Source organism: Pseudomonas sp. HD6422 (assembly GCF_025377065.1).
GTDB lineage: Bacteria > Pseudomonadota > Gammaproteobacteria > Pseudomonadales > Pseudomonadaceae > Aquipseudomonas > Aquipseudomonas putida_U.
Map to the genome: position 1 here is coordinate 165,761 of NZ_JAHWIW010000007.1, position 19,220 is coordinate 184,980.

The 19,220-nt window shown below is 63.7% G+C and carries 17 protein-coding genes; 6 read left to right on the forward strand and 11 right to left on the reverse strand.

Features of this window, described 5'->3' with window-relative positions:
• Positions 1-69 precede the first annotated feature (69 nt).
• Together lysS and prfB are read right to left on the reverse strand one after the other, a co-directional pair.
• On the reverse strand, positions 70-1,572 hold the full coding sequence (gene lysS, locus KY379_RS07200; protein ID WP_196172812.1) for a lysine--tRNA ligase: 1,503 nt from the start codon (positions 1,570-1,572) through the stop codon (positions 70-72).
• A 93-nt stretch (positions 1,573-1,665) separates the two neighbouring features.
• Positions 1,666-2,761 (reverse strand): peptide chain release factor 2 gene (gene prfB, locus KY379_RS07205; protein ID WP_133326106.1). Its coding sequence is split into 2 segments (ribosomal slippage): positions 1,666-2,688 and positions 2,690-2,761, totalling 1,095 coding nucleotides; the frame shifts between segments, so codons are not numbered across the junction.
• Between the two features lie 228 nt (positions 2,762-2,989).
• Here prfB and KY379_RS07210 point away from each other — a divergent pair.
• A complete protein-coding gene (locus tag KY379_RS07210; protein ID WP_196172814.1) occupies positions 2,990-3,391 on the forward strand; it encodes a hypothetical protein in 402 nt (133 codons plus the stop codon).
• Between the two features lie 48 nt (positions 3,392-3,439).
• On the opposite strand, the gene KY379_RS07215 is transcribed toward KY379_RS07210, so the two are convergent.
• From KY379_RS07215 to KY379_RS07250, 8 genes are all read right to left on the reverse strand, one after another.
• On the reverse strand, positions 3,440-4,441 hold the full coding sequence (locus tag KY379_RS07215; protein ID WP_196172815.1) for a PleD family two-component system response regulator: 1,002 nt from the start codon (positions 4,439-4,441) through the stop codon (positions 3,440-3,442).
• Positions 4,442-4,492: 51 nt separating this feature from the next.
• Complete coding sequence (locus KY379_RS07220; RefSeq protein WP_133326112.1) at positions 4,493-5,506, reverse strand: chemotaxis response regulator protein-glutamate methylesterase; 1,014 nt, start codon at positions 5,504-5,506, stop codon at positions 4,493-4,495.
• The gene (locus KY379_RS07225; protein ID WP_261239479.1) at positions 5,503-7,785 is read right to left on the reverse strand and encodes a hybrid sensor histidine kinase/response regulator; all 2,283 of its coding nucleotides are present in this window, start codon (positions 7,783-7,785) and stop codon (positions 5,503-5,505) included. The genes KY379_RS07220 and KY379_RS07225 overlap by 4 nt, the downstream gene beginning before the upstream one ends.
• Positions 7,782-8,447: a chemotaxis protein CheW gene (locus KY379_RS07230; protein ID WP_133326115.1), complete on the reverse strand. Its 666-nt coding sequence runs from the start codon at positions 8,445-8,447 to the stop codon at positions 7,782-7,784. Before KY379_RS07230 ends, KY379_RS07225 begins: the two co-directional genes overlap by 4 nt.
• Entirely contained in the window at positions 8,444-9,691 is a 1,248-nt protein-coding gene (locus KY379_RS07235) for a CheR family methyltransferase (protein ID WP_261239478.1), read from the reverse strand. Before KY379_RS07235 ends, KY379_RS07230 begins: the two co-directional genes overlap by 4 nt.
• Entirely contained in the window at positions 9,688-10,191 is a 504-nt protein-coding gene (locus KY379_RS07240) for a chemotaxis protein CheW (RefSeq protein ID WP_261239477.1), read from the reverse strand. The genes KY379_RS07235 and KY379_RS07240 overlap by 4 nt, the downstream gene beginning before the upstream one ends.
• 5 nt (positions 10,192-10,196) lie before the next feature.
• Positions 10,197-11,819 carry a methyl-accepting chemotaxis protein gene (locus KY379_RS07245; RefSeq protein ID WP_133326121.1) on the reverse strand — a complete coding sequence of 541 codons (1,623 nt, stop codon included), beginning with the start codon at positions 11,817-11,819 and terminating at the stop codon, positions 10,197-10,199.
• A 165-nt stretch (positions 11,820-11,984) separates the two neighbouring features.
• Entirely contained in the window at positions 11,985-12,674 is a 690-nt protein-coding gene (locus tag KY379_RS07250) for a tellurite resistance TerB family protein (protein ID WP_133326123.1), read from the reverse strand.
• Positions 12,675-12,890: 216 nt separating this feature from the next.
• Between KY379_RS07250 and ydcS the strand changes: the two genes are divergently transcribed.
• The 5 genes from ydcS to KY379_RS07275 all read left to right on the forward strand — a co-directional run bounded on the left by ydcS (position 12,891) and on the right by KY379_RS07275 (position 18,387).
• A complete protein-coding gene (gene ydcS / locus KY379_RS07255; protein WP_261239476.1) occupies positions 12,891-14,042 on the forward strand; it encodes a putative ABC transporter substrate-binding protein YdcS in 1,152 nt (383 codons plus the stop codon).
• Between the two features lie 124 nt (positions 14,043-14,166).
• Positions 14,167-15,207, forward strand: a complete 1,041-nt coding sequence (locus KY379_RS07260) for an ABC transporter ATP-binding protein (RefSeq protein ID WP_196172822.1) — start codon at positions 14,167-14,169, stop codon at positions 15,205-15,207.
• Between the two features lies 1 nt (position 15,208).
• Positions 15,209-16,150 (forward strand): ABC transporter permease, encoded by a 942-nt coding sequence (locus tag KY379_RS07265; RefSeq protein WP_133326129.1) that lies wholly within the window; start codon positions 15,209-15,211, stop codon positions 16,148-16,150.
• Entirely contained in the window at positions 16,140-16,946 is an 807-nt protein-coding gene (locus tag KY379_RS07270; protein WP_133326131.1) for an ABC transporter permease, read from the forward strand. The genes KY379_RS07265 and KY379_RS07270 overlap by 11 nt, the downstream gene beginning before the upstream one ends.
• Positions 16,947-16,962: 16 nt before the next feature.
• A complete protein-coding gene (locus tag KY379_RS07275; protein ID WP_133326133.1) occupies positions 16,963-18,387 on the forward strand; it encodes a gamma-aminobutyraldehyde dehydrogenase in 1,425 nt (474 codons plus the stop codon).
• A gap of 103 nt (positions 18,388-18,490) precedes the next feature.
• On the opposite strand, the gene tnpA is transcribed toward KY379_RS07275, so the two are convergent.
• On the reverse strand, positions 18,491-18,898 hold the full coding sequence (gene tnpA, locus KY379_RS07280; protein WP_133326135.1) for an IS200/IS605 family transposase: 408 nt from the start codon (positions 18,896-18,898) through the stop codon (positions 18,491-18,493).
• Positions 18,899-19,220: the final 322 nt, after the last annotated feature.

Sequence of the window (19,220 nt, forward strand, 5' to 3'; positions counted from 1 at the left end):
GGCCAGCACTGCCAGTACCAGTGTACAGGCAATAAAAAGCCGCCCCGAAAGGCGGCTTGTTCACTTCGCTCAGGCTTGCGGGCGCATGTGCGGGAACAGGATCACATCGCGAATCGACGGCGAGTTGGTCAGCAGCATCACCAGACGGTCGATACCGATGCCCTCACCGGCCGTTGGCGGCATGCCGTACTCCAGCGCACGCACGAAGTCAGCGTCATAGTGCATGGCTTCGTCGTCACCGGCGTCCTTCTCGGCCACCTGGGCCAGGAAGCGCTCGGCCTGGTCTTCGGCATCGTTGAGCTCGGAGTACGCGTTGGCGATCTCGCGGCCACCGATGAACAGCTCGAAGCGGTCGGTGACAGCCGGGTTGTCGTCGTTGCGGCGGGCGAGCGGCGAGACTTCGAAGGGGTACTCGGTGATGAAGTGCGGCTGCTCCAGCTTGTGCTCGACCAGCTCTTCGAAAATCATCACCTGCAACTTGCCCAGGCCTTCGTGACCCAGCACCTTGGCACCGGCTTTCTTGGCGATGTCACGGGCACGGTCGACGTCCTGCAGGTCAGCGGCAGTGAGCTCCGGGTTGTACTTGAGGATCGAGTCGAACACCGAAAGACGGGCGAATGGCTCGCCGAAGTGGAACACCTTGTCGCCGTAAGGCACGTCGGTGCTGCCCAGTACCAGCTGCGCCAGCTCGCGGAACAGTTCCTCGGTGAGGTCCATGTTGTCGCGATAGTCGGCGTAGGCCTGGTAGAACTCGAGCATGGTGAACTCAGGGTTGTGCCGGGTCGAGACGCCTTCGTTACGGAAGTTGCGGTTGATCTCGAACACCTTCTCGAACCCACCGACCACCAGCCGCTTGAGGTACAGCTCCGGCGCGATACGCAGGAACATGGCCATGTCCAGGGCGTTGTGGTGGGTTTCGAACGGCTTGGCCGCGGCGCCGCCAGGGATGGTCTGCAGCATCGGCGTCTCGACTTCGAGGAAGTCGCGCTCGATGAGGAACTTGCGGATGTGCGAGATCACCTGCGAGCGCACCCGGAAAGTGTGGCGGGTTTCCTCGTTGACCATCAGGTCGACGTAGCGCTGGCGGTAGCGCTGTTCGGTGTCGGTCAGGCCGTGGTGCTTGTCCGGCAGCGGGCGCAACGACTTGGTCAGCAGGCGCACGTCGGTCATCTCGACGTACAGGTCACCCTTGCCGGAACGGGCCAGGGTGCCTTCGGCGCTGATGATGTCGCCCAGGTCCCAGGTCTTGACCGCCGCCAGGGTTTCTTCCGGCAGGGTCTTGCGGTTGACGTAGACCTGGATTCGACCGGTCATGTCCTGGATGACCATGAACGAGCCACGGTTGAGCATGATGCGGCCGGCAACCTTGACCGGGATCGCGGCTGCTTCCAGCTCTTCCTTGGTCTTGTCCGCATACTGCTTCTGCAGGTCGTTGCAGTAGCTGTCGCGACGGAAGTCGTTGGGGAAGGCATTGCCCTTGGCGCGTTCTGCGGCAAGTTTTTCCTTGCGCAGGGCGATCAGGGCGTTTTCTTCCTGTTGCAGGTCTTGCGATTCGGTCTTGAGGTCGCTCATGTCGTCATTCTTTCCATCAGGTGTTCGTTGCCCTTTTCGGGCAGGGCACGCGATACCGGCGGATGGCCAGGCATCGCGGCAGTGGTGTGCGGCTTACAGCCCCTGCTTGAGGCTCGCTTCCAGGTATTGGTCGAGGTCGCCGTCCAGGACCTTCTGGCAGTCGCTGCGCTCGACGCCGGTACGCAGGTCCTTGATACGCGAGTCGTCCAGCACGTAGGAGCGGATCTGGTGGCCCCAGCCGATGTCCGACTTGCTGTCCTCCAGTGCCTGCGACGCGGCGTTGCGCTTTTGCATTTCCAGCTCGTACAGCTTGGCCCGCAGCATCTTCATGGCGGTGTCCTTGTTGGCGTGCTGGGACCGTTCGTTCTGGCAGGCCACCACGGTGTTGGTCGGCACGTGGGTGATACGGACCGCCGAGTCGGTGGTGTTCACGTGCTGACCACCGGCGCCGGAGGAGCGGTAGGTGTCGATGCGCAGATCGGACGGGTTGATCTCGATCTCGACCTTGTCGTCGATTTCAGGAGAGACGAACACCGCCGAGAACGAGGTGTGGCGACGAGCGCCGGAGTCGAACGGGCTCTTGCGCACCAGACGGTGCACGCCGATCTCGGTGCGCAGCCAGCCGAAGGCGTACTCACCCTTGACGTGCACGGTGGCGCCCTTGATGCCGGCGACTTCCCCTTCGGACAGCTCGATGATGGTGGCGTCGAAGCCACGCTTGTCGGCCCAGCGCAGGTACATGCGCAGCAGGATGTTGGCCCAGTCCTGCGCCTCGGTACCACCGGAGCCGGCCTGGATGTCCAGGTAGGCGTTGTTCATGTCCATCTCGCCGCTGAACATGCGACGGAACTCAAGCTGGGCCAGGTTTTCTTCCAGGCCTTGCAACTCGGTCACGACGTCGCCGACGGCGCCTTCGTCATTTTCTTCGACGGCCATGTCGAGCAGGTCCTTGCAGTCGGCCAGGCCACCGGACAGTTTGTCCAGGGTCTCGACGACCTGGGCCAGCATGGCGCGCTCACGGCCCAGGGCCTGGGCGTACTCGGGCTTGTTCCAGACGGCAGCGTCTTCCAGCTCGCGGTTGACTTCGATCAGGCGGTCATGCTTGTGATCGTAGTCAAAGATACCCCCGAATGGACTGGGAGCGTTCGGTGAGGTCCTTGATGGTGTTCAGGATCGGTTGGATTTCCATGGGTGCGCGGCTCTCGTACGAATTCTGTGAAAAGCCCGCGAGTATAACTCATCCCAGGCGTCGGAGCAGCCCGCTGGGCGCCCACACCGCGCATTTTCCCCAGTCACAAGGCAGCGGTCAGCCCGCGCTGGCCTAACAGAACTGCCAGTTTTCCGACAACCAGCAACTGCGCACACTGGATCCACGGTCAGGCAAGTCGCCTGCCTCTCGGTTCAGGAGCGAATGAGCATGAACAATACCTATGAGCAAACCCTGCAGCGTCTGGAAGATTTCCACATCGAGCCGCCAATTTTTACCCAAGCTGTAGGAAACGTCCTGGAATACGACCCCTCTGCGGGAGCGAGCAACCCGGTTTCCGTACAGTACCCAGGGCTCGACGAGGCCATTCCAGGCCTCGAATATGTCACGGTGAGCATCCATGGCAGCCGCTGGTCGTCGAGCTCGACGTTGCCTCCAGCGGATGCCTTGAATCCCTGCACCGTAAGCGGTTACGCACGCAGCGCCGCCCTGGAGGAAAGCGACAACTACAAGATAAAGGCAGTCGTGAACTTCAAATTGGTAGGCGAAGAATGCACGATCCGCTACGAGTCCCTCGACAGGGTCTACAAGCTCATTGCCAAGAAGCCTTGACCACGATGCGCGATGGGTCGCTGGCAGACGACGCCTGTCAAGCGGCCATCACGCAACGCCCACCTGGTTACGTCCATTGTGCTTGGCCATGTACAAACCTTTGTCCGCCGCCGATATCAACTGTCGGCAATGGCTGCCGACCGGCGGCGTCTGGGTGGCCAGGCCAATGCTCACGGTAAGGCACGAGTCAGCGACGGGCGCGGTGTGGGGAATATTCAGGGCAAGTACCGCCTGACGCAGCTTCTCGGCGATAAGCCGGCCCCCGCCGGGCGAGGTATTGGGCAACACCAAAGCGAATTCTTCGCCGCCATATCGGGCCGGCAGGTCGGTCGGCCGTGCACAGGTGCCGCGCAATGCCTCGGCGACCTGACGCAGGGCCTCGTCACCGGCCAGATGGCCGAAACTGTCGTTGTATGCCTTGAAATAGTCGACATCGATCATCAACAGCGACAGTTGCTGCCGCTCACGCATGGCCCGACGCCACTCGAGTTCAAGGTACTCGTCGAAGTGCCGACGGTTGGACAGCCCGGTGAGGCCGTCGGAATTCATCAACCGCTGCAGCATCAGGTTGGTGTCCAGCAGTTGCTGTTGGCTCACGCGCAACGCGCGGTAGGCCTCGTCGCGCTGCAGCAGGGTCAGGTAGGAGCGTGAGTGGTAGCGAATGCGCGCGACCAGCTCGATGCTGTCCGGCAACTTCACCAGGTAGTCGTTGGCTCCGGCAGCAAATGCCGCACTCTTGACCAGCGGGTCTTCCTTGGTCGACAGGACGATGATCGGAATGTCCTGGGTAGCCGGGTTGCTGCGGTATTCACGCACCAGCGTCAGGCCATCGAGCCCCGGCATGACCAGATCCTGCAGAATCACCGTGGGCTTGATGCGCATGGCTTGGGCCACGGCCTGATGGGGATCGGCGCAGAAGTGGAAATCGATGTTCTCCTCCTGGGCCAACCCGCGCCTTACAGCTTCGCCAATCATGGCCTGGTCATCGACCAGCAGCACCATCGCTGCGTTTTCGTTGGTGGTCAGCCCGTCGAGCGGTTGATCATTCATCCTTTTTCACCCGATCAGTACCGGACAGGCGGCCTGATTCATTGCGTATCATCATTTGCCGAAGATCTCCGCCAACCGCCCGGAAATGCGCTCCAGCGGTTGAATCTCCATTGCCGCGCCGATCGCCGCAGCCGCCTTGGGCATGCCGAATACCGCGCTGCTGTGCTGGTCTTGGGCGATGGTCAGGAAGCCTCGCTCGCGCATCAGTTTAAGCCCCTGAGCGCCATCGCGGCCCATGCCAGTCAGCAAAACCCCCACCGCCTCGCCACGCCAGTATTGCGCCACGCTCTCGAAGAACACATCGATCGACGGTCGATAGATCGCATCCACAGGTTCGGCAGTGTAAGCCAGTTGGCCATTGTGCAGCAGGCGAACATGGTGATTGGTGCCAGCCAGCAACACCTGGCCGGGTTGCGGCGGTTCGCCTTCCCGCGCCAGACGCACCGGCAGACCGGCGGCGCTAGCGAGCCACTCGGCCATACCGGCGGCGAAGACCTGGTCGACATGCTGGACCAGCACGATGGCTGCCGCGAACGTGCGCGGTAGCCCCCTGAGCAGGACCTCGAGGGCGGCAGGCCCGCCCGCCGAGGAGCCGATGGCCACCAGGCCATGGCGCTGCGCCAGATCACGCGCCGGGGCAGCGATCGCCGAAGTGGCACGTGGTCTTTGATGGCCGATGAGCCAACTGATGTTGAGAATCTTGCGTAGCAGCGGCGCCGCCGCCTCGCGCGGGTCGCCGACGCCCACAGCTGGTGTGTCGACCACGTCCAGGGCGCCATGGCCCATGGCTTGAAATACCCGGTCCATGTTGCGTTTGCGGTCGACCGTGACGATGACGATGGCACAGGGCGTCTCGGCCATGATCCGGCGGGTTGCCTCGACGCCGTCCATCACCGGCATGAGCAGGTCCATGAGAATCAGGTCCGGGATGTCCTCGGCGCAGCGACGTACCGCCTCGGCGCCGTCGTGGGCCACCCACAACACCTGGTGCGCGGGCTCCAAGGCCAGTGCGCGGCGCAGGGCCTCGACTGCCAGGGGCATGTCGTTGACGATGGCGATCTTCATCCCTGAGCACCTCCAATCAATTCGCCGACGGCATCCAGCAACGCATCGTCATGGAAGCTGGCCTTGGCCAAATAGTAGTCGGCGCCAGCGTCCAGGCCACGCCGCCGGTCTTCCTCCCGGTCCTTGTACGACACCACCATCACCGGCAGACTCTGCAGCCGTTGATCGCGGCGCACCAGGGTGACCAGCTCGATGCCATCCATGCGCGGCATGTCGATGTCGGTGATCAGCAAGTCGAAGCGGTCACCACGCAGAGCATTCCAGCCATCCATGCCATCGACCGCCACCGCGACCTCGTAGCCTCGGTTGCTCAGCAGCTTACGTTGCAGTTCGCGCACGGTGAGCGAGTCATCGACCACGAGAATGCGCTTGCGTACCTGGCCGCGCCCGTCCTGGCCGCCGCGCTCGACCCGCTCCAGGCGACCGCTGCTGAGCAGTTTTTCCACCGAGCGCAACAGGTCTTCGACGTCGACGATCAGCACCACCGAGCCGTCATCGAGCAGCGCGCCTGCGGAGATGTCCTGAACCTTGCCCAGGCGGGCATCCAGCGGCATCACCACCAATACCCGCTCGCCGATCAGACGCTCCACGGCAACGCCATACAGCTGCTCCCGCTCGCGAATCACCACCACCGCAAGGCGCGACTGATCCCCCTGCCCCGCTGGACGGTTGAGCAACTGGCTGGCCGCCACCAGGCCTATATGCCGGCCCTCGTGCCAGAAATGCTGGCGCCCTTCGATCTGCACGATCTGCCCGGTTTCGACCTCAAGGGTGCGTTCGATATGTGCCAGGGGAAAGGCGTAGGCCTCCCCACCTACCGTCGCTACCAGGCTGCGCACCACCGACAGGGTCAGCGGCACTTCGAGCTGGAAGCGACAACCCTGACCAGCTTCCTGGGTCAGCTCGATCGAGCCACGCAAACCGCGCACCATGTGCTGCACCGCGTCGAGTCCGACACCTCGGCCAGACACCTCGGTGACCTGGTCGCGCAAGCTGAAACCGGGCAGGAACAGAAACGCCAGCAGCTCCGCTTCGCTCATGTGCGAAACGCTCTCCAGCGGTGCCAGACCGCGCTCGACGATGCTGCGGCGCAGCCGCTCCAGGTCGATGCCAGCACCATCATCGAACAGTTCGAGCACCAGCAGACCTGCCTGGTGCGAGGCCCGCAAGCGGACCACTCCCTCCTGGGCCTTGCCCGCCAAAGTCCGTTGCTCGGGCAGTTCGATGCCATGATCGACCGCGTTGCGCAGCAGATGTGTCAGCGGTGCGTCGAGCTTTTCCAGGACGTCGCGATCGACCTGGGTCTTCTCGCCCTCAATGTGCAGACGCACCTGCTTCCCCAGCGAGCGCCCCAGATCCCGGACCATCCGGCTCTGTCCGCTGAGGACGTCGGCCAATGGCCGCATGCGGCAGGCCAGCGCCGTGTCGTAGAGGGCCTGGGCGCGCTGACTGGCCTGCCAGCCGAACTCGTCCAGGTCGGCGGCCTGTTGTTGCAGAATCTGCTGGGTTTCCGCCAGCAGACGCTGGGTCTGGGCCAATGCCTCGAGCACCTCTGGACCTTGGCCGCTGCCTTCGAGTTGCACCTTCAAGCCATCCAGGGCGCGCATGCCCTGTCCGTGCATGCGCTTGAGCCGTTGCAAGGTCGCCAGATAGGGTTTCAGCCGCTGGGTTTCGACCAGCGCCTTGCTCGACAGATCGAGCAGGCCGTTCAACCGTTCGGCGGTGACGCGCAGCACCCGCTCGCCGCCTTCGAGGTTACGCTTGCCAGGCCTGGGCGCAGGTTCCGGTTCAATCTCGACAGCAGGTAGGACTGCACTATCGATGGTCACCGCTTCGCTCGGCGGGGCCTGGGGCGTGGGGGACGGCGCCGGGGGTACCGGCAGCGCCGCCGTACCGTCAAGCAGAGCGGCCAGGTGTGCCAGAAAACCCGGAACGGCCCCCTCTCCCTGCTGGTCGCCGGGTGTGGCAATGTGCAGCAGGATGTCGGTGCCGCGCAGCAAGGCATCGATATGCTCGGCGCGCAGACGCAAGCGTCCCTCCTGCGCCGCCACCAGGCAATCTTCCATGGCGTGGGCCACGCTGACCCCGGCATCGATGCCGACGATGCGCGCCGCGCCCTTGAGCGAATGGGCCGCGCGCATGCAGGCTTCGAGCTGCTCGGCCTGGGTTGGGTCACGTTCCAGCGCCAGCAGTCCGGCGTTGAGCACTTGGGTCTGCGCTTCGGCCTCCAGGCCGAACAGTTCGAGCAGCGATGCGTCGCGCATTTGCTCTGGGGTCATGACAGGCTCCGCTGCACGGCAGACAGTAGATGTAATTCGTCCAGCACGCGCACGCTGCGTCCACGCCACTGCAGTACCGCAGCGGTGAACGGCGCGGCGTCGGGCTGCTTGTCCGGCCGGGAGGAGTCGAGGCGATGGATGCCGTCGATCTCGTCCACGGCGATCACCACCGGCCCACCATTGGCAGCCAGGATGAGCATGCGTGGCAACGCACGCCCGACTGCTGCGCCGGGCGGCGCGACCGGCACCTCGAGCAAGTCGGCCAGCGATACGCAGGGCACCAATGCACCGCGGACATTAGCCACACCCTGCAATACCCGCGAGCGTTGGTGGGGCAGCGAGTGCACCGGCTGCATGGGCGCGACCTCCGCCAGACAGGCGGTGGCCAGGGCCAGCCACTCCTCGCCCAGACGGAACAGCAACAACGATCGGCCATCGACGCGCTCGGGCGGCGGCGCAGGTGCCAGTTCATCCGCATCGAGCAAGGCATAGCGGTCGAGCAAGCGGGTCGCTGCCGCGGCATACACCTCGCAGTTCCGGCAGTGAATGTGCCGCACCAGCAGAGGACACTGCTTGTCGCCATGGACGCCGATCCGGTTCCAGCAATCATCGATGAGCTGATCCTGCTGAGCGAGCGTTTGCAGCAACTGTTCGCCATTCATCGTTCAGGCTCCCGGCCAATGCGTGCGGCCCGTTCATGCAGACGGCGGGCTCCGGCTTCATCGCCCTGGGCCGCCAGCAACATGGCCAGCTGGATCAGCGCCTCGGTGTGCTGGGGTTCCAGGTACAAGGCCTTGCGGTAGTGACTGAGCGCCTGCGCGGCATCGCCTTCTGTGTCGCTGAGCAGTCCGAGCCAGTAGTACACCTGGGCATGGGGCGGGAACGTGCGCAGGTAACGCTGGCAACCGGCGCGGGCCTGGGCGTGCTCGCCGGCGTTGGCCTGACGGGTGATGCTGGCCAGCAACTGTTCCGCAGTTTCGGCCGGCGCCGAAGGGGGCGGCGATGGCGCAATCGGCCTGGGCCGCTCCGGCAGGCTGCGCAAGGGCGGCACGGCAGCTACAGTGGGCCGTGGAAGCACGCGACTGTCCGGCGCGATCGGCATTGCTGGCGCGTCCGCCTGGCGGGCGTAGGCGAACGCCTGTGGAATGCCCAATGCACGCATGCCCAGGCGGGACAGCAGGCTGCCTTCGGCCGGACCGATGAACAACACACCCTCGGCGTGGGCCAGACGCTTGAGCACCTCGAACACGCGCTGTTGGGTGGCCGTATCGAAATAGATCAGCAGGTTGCGGCAGAACACGAAATCATACAGCCCGTCGCGACTGGCCAGCCCTGGGTCCAGGACATTGCCCACCTGCAGGCTGACCGACTGACGAACCCGGTCATGTAACCGATGGCCGTCCTCGACGGGGTCGAAGTGCCGGTCACGGAACGCCAGGTCGCCGCCACGGAAGGCATTGCGGCCATAGATGCCCTGCTCGGCCTTGGCCACCGAACTGGGACTGACGTCCATGCCGTCGATGCGGAAAGCTTGCGCCGCCATCCCACTGTCGAGCAACGCCATGGCCAGGGAATAGGGCTCCTCCCCGGTCGAGCAGGGCAGGCTCAGCAGCCGTAGCGGGCGCGCCCCGGCCAGTTCGGCCAGGCGCTTGTGGGCCAGACCGACCAGGGCGGTAAAGGACTCGGGATAACGGAAAAACCACGTTTCGGGAACGATCACCGCCTCGATCAGCGCCTGCTGCTCATCCGCCGATTGCTGCAGGCGCAGCCAATAATCGTCGAGGTCGCCGGCATGGGTCGCTACGCAGCGCTGGCGCAAGGCACGCTGGACCATCGGCACGCCGACCGAGTCGACGTCCAGACCGATCCGCGCCTGCAGGAACCGGAAAAAGCGCTGCTCGCTCATGTCGCCTCCTCGCCCGCAACGGTGGGAAACAGCATCTGGCGCACGGCATCGCAGAGCAGGTCGTCCACTTCGATGCGCTGCAACAGGCCCTGGGCGTCTTCGAGTACCGGCCCCAGATAGCGGGCGTCGCCGTTGTCCAGACCATACGGCTGGAAGGCGTCGGGCTGACAGCGCAAGGTCTCGGTGGCCTGCTCCAGTACCAGCCCGAGCGCTCGCTCGCTGCGGTAACGCACCAGGACCAGGCGAGTGCTGGTGCGCTGCTCGGCAGGGACGCCGAAGCTCAAGGCGGCCAGGTCGATCACCGGCACCAACTGGCCGCGGTGAGCGAGGATGCCGGCCACCCAGACCGGTGCCTGGGCAATCGGCTTTAGCGGGCGCCTTGGCAACACTTCGATCACCTCACGCACATCCAGGGCAAAGCGCTGGCCACCCAGGTGAAACTGCAAGTACAGCGCGCTCTTGGCTGAGCCCGCTGCAGTCTTGGGGTGCAGGTCGTTCATCACGGTCAGACTTTGAATCGCGACACACCACCGCGCAGACCCGCGGCTACCTGGCTCAATTCGTCGATGGCGAAACTGGCCTGGCGCAGCGACTCGACGGTCTGGGTGCTGGCATCGCTGAGCTGGGCCAGCGCCTGGTTGATCTGCTCGGCGCCGGTCGCCTGGGCCTGCATGCCCTCGTTGACCATCAGCACCCGTGGGGCCAGTGCCTGTACCTGGTGGATGATCTGGCTGAGCTGCTCACCTACCTGTTGCACCTCCGCCATGCCACGACGCACTTCCTCGGAGAACTTGTCCATGCCCATGACCCCAGCCGATACCGCCGACTGGATCTCGCGCACCATCTGCTCGATGTCATAGGTAGCGACGGCGGTCTGGTCCGCCAGGCGGCGCACCTCGGTGGCCACGACGGCGAAGCCGCGTCCGTATTCACCGGCTTTCTCCGCCTCGATGGCGGCGTTGAGCGACAACAGGTTGGTCTGGTCGGCGACCTTGACGATGGTCACCACCACCTGGGTGATGTTGCTGGCTTTCTCGTTGAGGATCGCCAGCTTGGCATTGACCAGGTCGGCGGCGCCCATCACCTGATGCATGGTGTCTTCCATGCGTGCCAGCCCCTGCTGGCCGGAACCGGCAAGGCTCGACGCCTGGTCGGCGGCGCTGGTGACCTCGGTCATGGTACGCACCAGATCACGCGAGGTCGCAGCGATTTCCCGCGAAGTGGCGCCGATCTCGGTGGTGGTGGCCGCGGTTTCGGTGGCTGTGGCCTGCTGCTGCTTGGAAGTGGCAGCGATCTCGGTGACCGATGTGGTCACCTGCACCGACGAGCGCTGGGCCTGGGCGACCAGGTTGGCCAGGGCCTCGGCCATTTCGTTGAAACCGCTTTCGATGGCGCCGAACTCATCCTTGCGCTCCAGGCTCAGACGCATGCTCAGGTCGCCTGAACGCAGCTTGTCCAGCGCATGGACCACGCGCTGTACGGGGGAGGTGATGGCACGCATCAGCAACAGGCCACACACCCCTGCGGCTATGATCGCCAACAGCAGCGACACGATCATGCTGCCCTTGGCAGTGGCAACCGCGCTGACGATCTGCGCTGAGGCGGCGTCGGCAGATTCTCGATTGTGCTCGATCACTGCATTGAGCAGCTTGCGACCCTCCATCCAAGCCGGAGCCAGCTCGTCGGTGACCAGTCGCTCGGCCTCACTGAAATTGCGCTGCCGGTAGGTTTCCAACACCTGCTCGACGAGCTTGACGTAGGTGCTTTCCTGCTTGATGAACTGATCGAAACGCTGTTGATCATCGGCGTCCTGGATGGTGCCCTGGTAACCGGCCATGTGTTCTTTGAGGCGATCGTCGAAGCCCTTGAACAGCTCCATGTCAGCCGGGGTGATCTCGCGACGGTTGGACAGGCCGACCAACTGCTGGCTGGTGACGTACATGTCGACCCAGGAACTGCGGATCATCGAACTGTAGTAGAGGCCTGGAATGCTGTCCGTGCCTACGGCCTGCTCGGCCTTCTCGATCGCCACCAGCCGCGAGTAGGCCGCCACGATCATCAGCAGCATGACGGCGATGATCACGGCGAAACTTGCCAGGATCCGTTGGCGCAAGGTCCAGTTCTTCACATTCAGCCCTCAGGAATTCACTACGAGCGGGAAAAATCGCCGAAGTAGAGCCCAGGCATCCTATGCTTTTGTCGCTTGGGATGAGGGTAGAACCGTCATAGATGGCAGGACATGGGCTGGGCCTACCCTCCGGCAATCTGTGAAGAAGCAAATCGCCTGTTGCTTTTATCCGGCTTCGCCAACCTGGCGGACCTGCTCTTCGAGCGACTGGCGCAACGCAGGGTCGAGGCCGAGCTGGCGCGCCAGTTCATCCAGGTAGGCTCGCTCCATGAAGTGTTCCTGGTCGACCATCATCACGCTGGCCAGGTACATCTCGGCAGCCATCTCCGGGGTTTGCGCGGCACGAGCCACTTCGGCGGGATCGAGCGGCTTGTTCAGCTCGGCATGCAGCCAGTGCTGCAATTGCCGGTCGTTGTCCAGGCGAGTGAACTCGCCTTCGATCAGCTCGCGCTCACGGTCATCGATATGACCATCGGCCTTGGCCGCCGCCACCAGTGCCTGCAGCACCGCCTGACTGTGCTGTTCGGCCTGGGCCGGCGGCACGCGGTCGAGGGTCTGCGGCTCACGGTGCGATGCATCGCCCTGACGCGCCTGCCAATTGCCATAGGCCTTGTAGGCCAATACTCCCAGGGCCGCCAGGCCGCCATAGGTGAGGGCTTTGCCGCCAAACTTGCGGGCTTTCTTGTTGCCTAGCAGCAGCCCCATGGCGCCTGCCGCCAGGGCGCCGCCGCCCGCCCCTGAGAGCAGGCTGCCAAGGCCTGCCGTCGTACCGGGTTTGCCAGTACCGCCGGCTTGCTTGTCGAGCAGCGCCTGGCCGGATTTGAGCAGTTGGTCGAGCAGTCCACGGGTGTTCATCAAACGCATCTCCAGGAGGCACAGGTGAAAGGCCAGGGTAAGCCCTGCCGGGGTCGGAGCCAGTGTTGATTTGCTTCCGGATGTTGCATTGGCTGGCAAAAAGCCAACTAGACTGCTCTTCGCCAACACCTTGCATATCCGCACTACGCTTATAACGATCGCTGCACCCTTTCTTGATGACTGCCCCGAGCAAAATCTCCACGAAGAGGGAACACCATGTCAGTGCACAAGACCGCATTGTTCGGCGCCGTGACCGGCGCCTTGCTGGCCTGCGCAAGCCTGCAGGCCGCCGACTTGCCCAAGGCCCTGGGCGACGGCGAAGGGCGCCTGGATATCGTCGCCTGGCCGGGCTACATCGAGCGCGGTGAAAGCGACAAGGCCTACGACTGGGTCACGGGGTTCGAAAAGGAAACCGGCTGCAAGGTCAGCGTCAAGACGGCCGCCACCTCCGACGAAATGGTCAGTCTCATGACCAAGGGCGGCTACGACCTGGTCACCGCCTCGGGTGACGCCTCGCTGCGTCTGATCGCCGGCAAGCGCGTGCAGCCGATCAACACGGCGCTGATCCCCAATTGGAAGCACATCGACCCACGCCTGCAGAATGGGGGTTGGTACGTGGTCGACAAGCAGGTCTATGGCACGCCCTACCAGTGGGGGCCGAACGTCCTGCTGTACAACACCACGGTGTTCAAGCAGCCGCCGACCAGCTGGAGCGTGGTGTTCGAGCCGCAGGACCTGCCGGATGGCAAGCCGAACAAGGGCCGCGTACAGGCCTACGATGGGCCGATCTACCTCGCCGACGCCGCGCTGTACCTGAAGTCGGCCAAGCCTGAGCTGGGCATCAAGGACCCCTACGAGCTGAACGAGGCCCAGTACAAGGCCGTGCTGGAACTGCTGCGCCAGCAGCAACCGCTGGTGCACCGCTACTGGCATGACGCCACGGTGCAGATGAGCGACGTCAAGAACGAAGGCGTGGTCGCCTCCAGTTCGTGGGGCTACATGGTCAACGGCCTGAAAGCCGAGAACCAGCCGGTGGCCTCTACCATTCCGAAGGAAGGTGCTACCGGCTGGGCTGACACCACCATGCTGCACAGCGAGGCCAAGCACCCCAACTGCGCCTACAAGTGGATGGACTGGTCGCTGCAACCGAAGGTCCAGGGCGATGTGGCGGCCTGGTTCGGCTCGCTGCCGGCGGTGCCCGCCGCCTGCACCAGCAGCGAGCTGCTCGGGGCCGAAGGTTGCAAGACCAATGGCTTCGACAATTTCGACAAGATCGCCTTCTGGAAGACGCCCCAGGCCCAGAGCGGCAAGTTCGTACCTTATAGCCGCTGGACCCAGGACTACATCGCGATCATGGGAGGGCGTTGAGGTCCATTGAGCCTGTGGTGGCCCCTTCGCGGGACAAGCCCGCTCCCACAAATTCGCCTGTAGGAGCGGGCTTGTCCCGCGAAGGGGCCACTAGAGGTAACACAAGTACAGCTGAGTACCGCCCATGCCCCCAGCAGTCCAGTTCACCCAGGTATCCCGCACCTTCGGCGAGGTCAAGGCCGTCGACCAGGTCAGCATCGACATCGACGACGGCGAGTTCTTCTCCATGCTCGGCCCGTCAGGCTCGGGCAAGACCACCTGCCTGCGACTGATCGCAGGCTTCGAACAACCGAGCAGCGGCTCGATTCGCATCCATGGGGTCGAGGCCGCCGGTGTGCCGCCGTACGAGCGCGACGTCAACACCGTTTTCCAGGACTACGCGCTGTTCCCGCACATGAACGTGCTCGACAACATCGCCTACGGCCTCAAGGTCAGGGGCATAGCCAAGGCCGAACGTCATGGCCGAGCCGAGGAAGCGCTGGCCATGGTCGCCCTGACCGGTTTTGCTCAGCGCAAGCCGGCGCAGTTGTCTGGCGGTCAGCGCCAGCGTGTCGCCCTCGCCCGCGCCCTGGTCAATCGGCCAAGGGTACTGCTGCTCGACGAACCGTTGGGCGCCCTGGACCTGAAGTTGCGCGAACAGATGCAGGGCGAGCTGAAGAAGCTCCAGCGTCAACTGGGCATCACCTTCATCTTCGTCACCCACGATCAGACCGAGGCCCTGTCGATGTCCGACCGGGTCGCGGTGTTCAATCGTGGCCGTATCGAACAGGTCGACACCCCGCGCAACCTGTACATGAAGCCTGCCACCACCTTCGTCGCCGAATTCGTCGGGACCTCGAATGTGCTGCGCGGGGCCCTTGCCGAACAGCTCAGTGGCAACGCCCAGGCCTTCTCCATTCGCCCCGAGCACATCCGCCTGGGCGAGCCGGCGATGGCGGGCGACCCGGTCCGGGTCAGCGGCGTACTGCGTGACGTGCAGTATCAGGGCAGCGCAACCCGCTACGAGCTGCAACTGGACAGCGGCCAGTTGCTGTCGGTGAGCCAGGCCAACGACCGTTGGCAGGCACAGCCCCAGCCCTGGCAACCCGGCCAGCGTGTGCAGGCACACTGGCCCCGCGAAGCGATGACGGCCCTGCGGGACAGCATGCCTGTCGAGGGGGCCTGAAATGAGCAATCCCGCAACCGCCGCTGCCCGACCCGGCCCCCTGCGTGGTGCCAGCAACCTGCTGTACCGGCGCCCGAACCTTTACCTGGCGCTGCTGCTGGTACCGCCGCTGACCTGGTTCGGCGCCATCTACCTGGGCTCGTTGCTCAACTTGCTGTGGCAGGGTTTCTATACCTTCGACGATTTCACCATGGCGGTGACACCGGATCTCACCCTGGCCAACTTCGCCGCCCTGTTCATTCCTTCCAACTTCGACATCATCCTGCGCACCCTGACCATGGCCGTTGCCGTGTCGCTGGCCAGCGCCGTACTGGCCTTTCCCATCGCCTACTACATGGCTCGCTACACCAGCGGCAAGACCAAGGCATTCTTCTATATCGCAGTCATGATGCCGATGTGGGCCAGCTACATCGTCAAGACCTACGCCTGGACCCTACTGCTGGCCAAGGGCGGCGTGGCCCAGTGGTTCGTCCAACTGCTGCACCTGGAAGGGCTGTTGCAGGCTGCGCTGGCGGTACCGGGTATCGGCGGCAGCACCCTGTCGACCTCGCATCTGGGCCGCTTCCTGGTGTTCGTGTACATCTGGCTGCCGTTCATGATCCTGCCGATCCAGGCGGCGCTCGAACGCCTGCCACCGTCGTTGCTGCAAGCCTCGGCAGACCTTGGCGCCAGGCCGCGGCAGACGTTCGTGCAGGTGATCCTGCCACTGTCGATCCCAGGCATCGCCGCCGGCTCGATCTTCACCTTCTCACTGACCCTGGGTGACTTCATCGTGCCGCAGTTGATCGGGCCGCCGGGGTATTTCATCGGTAGCATGGTCTATGCCCAGCAAGGCGCGATCGGCAACATGCCAATGGCCGCGGCTTTTACCCTGGTGCCGATCGTGCTGATCGCCATCTATCTGTCCATCGTCAAGCGCCTGGGGGCTTTCGATGCACTCTGAGCGAGCCTCCGTGGGCCTGCGCCTGGCGGCGTGGGGCGGGCTGGTGTTCCTGCACTTCCCGATCCTGATCATCTTCCTCTATGCCTTCAACACCGAGGATGCCGCGTTCAGCTTCCCGCCCCAGGGCTTCACCCTGCACTGGTTCACGGTCGCTTTCGCCCGATCTGACGTGCTCGAAGCCATCAAGCTGTCGTTGCAGGTAGCCTGCCTGGCCACGCTGATCGCATTGGTACTCGGCACCTTGGCTTCGGCGGCGCTGTATCGACGCAGTTTTTTCGGCAAGGAGAGCATTTCGCTGATGCTGATCCTGCCAATCGCCCTGCCCGGCATCATCACCGGCATCGCTCTGCTTTCGGCATTCAAGCGTCTGGGCATAGAACCTGGGGTGTTCACCATCGTCGTCGGCCATGCCACCTTCTGCGTCGTGATCGTCTACAACAACGTCATCGCCCGCCTGCGTCGCACGTCGCAGAGCTTGATCGAAGCGTCGATGGACCTCGGCGCCGACGGCTGGCAGACGTTTCGCTACATCATCCTGCCCAACCTCGGTTCGGCGCTCCTGGCCGGAGGCATGCTGGCCTTCGCCCTGTCGTTCGATGAAATCATCGTCACCACCTTCACCGCCGGTCACGAGCGCACCTTGCCCATCTGGTTGCTCAATCAACTGAGCCGCCCACGCGACGTGCCAGTGACCAACGTGGTCGCCATGCTGGTGATGCTGGTGACCATGCTGCCGATCCTCGGCGCCTATTACCTGACCCGCGGCGGCGAAAGCGTCGCGGGCAGCGGCAAATGACCCTGGAGGAGTCCCCATGCAAACCCGAATGCTGATCAACGGTCAATTGGTGGCCGGCCAAGGCCCGGCCTGGACCGTGCTCGACCCGGCCCGGGGTACGGCCCTGGCGCAAATCAACGAAGCCACCGAGGCCCAGGTCGACGCTGCGGTGCGGGCTGCCGATCAGGCTTTCGAGACCTGGTCGCAAACCTGCCCACGGGAGCGCTCGCTGGCCCTGCTGGCGCTGGCCGATATCATCGATGCACACGCCGACGAGCTCGCCAGCCTGGAATCGCAGAACTGCGGCAAGCCACTCGCCGCCGCACGCAATGACGAGCTGCCGGCGATTGCCGACGTATTTCGCTACTTCGCGGGTGCCGCACGCTGCCTGGGCGGCTCGGCGGCAGGTGAGTACCTGCCGGGCCACACCTCGATGATCCGCCGTGATCCGCTGGGCGTGGTGGCCTCGATCGCGCCTTGGAACTACCCACTGATGATGCTGGCATGGAAGATCGCCCCGGCCCTGGCGGCGGGCAACACCGTGGTGATCAAGCCCTCGGAACTCACTCCGCTGACCGCCCTGCGCCTGGGTGAACTGGCCCAGGACGTGCTGCCTGCTGGCGTGCTCAACATCCTCTTCGGCCGTGGTCAGACCGTCGGCAATCCTCTGGTCACCCACCCCAAGGTACGCATGGTCTCATTGACCGGATCGATTCCCACCGGCGCACACATCATCGGCGCCACCGCCGACAGCGTGAAGCGCATGCACATGGAACTCGGCGGCAAGGCACCGGTGCTGGTGTTCGACGATGCCGACGTCGATGCCGCCATCGAAGGCATCCGCACCTTCGGCTTCTACAATGCCGGCCAGGACTGCACGGCGGCCTGCCGCCTGTATGTGCAGGAGGGCATCTACGACCGTTTCGTCGAACGCCTGGGCGAAGCGGTGTCCAGCCTCAAACCGGGCCTGCAGGAGGCCGACGGCACCGAACTTGGCCCGCTGATCAGCGCCCAGCATCGCGACAAGGTCGCTGGCCTGGTGCAACGTGCCATCGCCCAGCCACACATCCGCCTGGTCACCGGCGGCAAAGCGCTGGCGGGGGATGGTTTCTTCTTCGAGCCGACGGTACTGGCCGATGCCTTGCAGGATGACGAGATCGTGCGCCACGAGGTATTTGGCCCGGTAGTGTCGGTGACACGCTTCACCGAGGAAGCCCAGGCGCTGGAATGGGCCAACGATTCCGAGTACGGCCTGGCCTCGTCGGTATGGACCCGCGACACCGGGCGGGCGCATCGGTTGGCGGCGCGCCTGCAATATGGCTGCACCTGGGTGAATACCCATTTCATGCTGGTCAGCGAAATGCCCCATGGGGGGCAGAAGCATTCGGGGTATGGGAAGGATATGTCGATGTATGGGTTGGAGGATTACACCTGTGTGCGGCATGTGATGATTAAGCATTGAGCACTGTCGAGCGTCGCGCTAGCGGCGCTCGATCGGTTTTCTCCGCGAGATACCCCGTACTTTAGTGCGGGGAGGGATAGCGAGGCGTGCGAACTGCGCGCCATTACGCCGGCCTGTCTTGCTCCTCGATGTAGCGCCGAACCACGTCCAATGGCGCACCGCCTACGCTGCCGGCGAAATACGAGGCCGACCATAACGCATTCCCCTGCCAGGCTGGTTGCATCACTTCCGGGAAATACATTTTCAGCTTGCGGGATGTGACGCCCTTTAGGCTGTTGACCAGCTTGCTCAATGCCACTTTGGGCGGGAAATTGACCAGCATATGTACGTGATCCTGCTCCCCGTTGAACTCGACCAATTGCACTTCGAACTGCTCGCATACACCACGCGCAATCTCTTCTAGCTTGGCCAAGTGCTCTGCCGCGAATACCCGACCCCGGTACTTGGTAACAAACACCAGATGAGCATGGAGCATGAACACGCAATGACGCCCAGTTCTTGAATTTTCCATTAGACCAACCTTGAAAAAGCCATGTTAAAGTCGCTACTTTACTGGATCATATTGATAAAGGCCAATCGAGAATAAAAACCACCAAAACCCTCCAATTGCGCATCAAGGACAGGCATGCGTCCATTCTGCGCGCGTGGGCGCGGACGGTTAACACTGTCTGGAATTACCTGAACGAATTGAGCTATCGCAACATCCGTGACCATGGGCGATTAAGGCAAGTTGGCCATTGCCCAGCGTGCCGGCAGGAAAACCCGCGCGCGAGCCATCCACGCCAAGATCGCGAACCGTCGCAAGGATGCACTTCACAAATTCAGCACCGCGC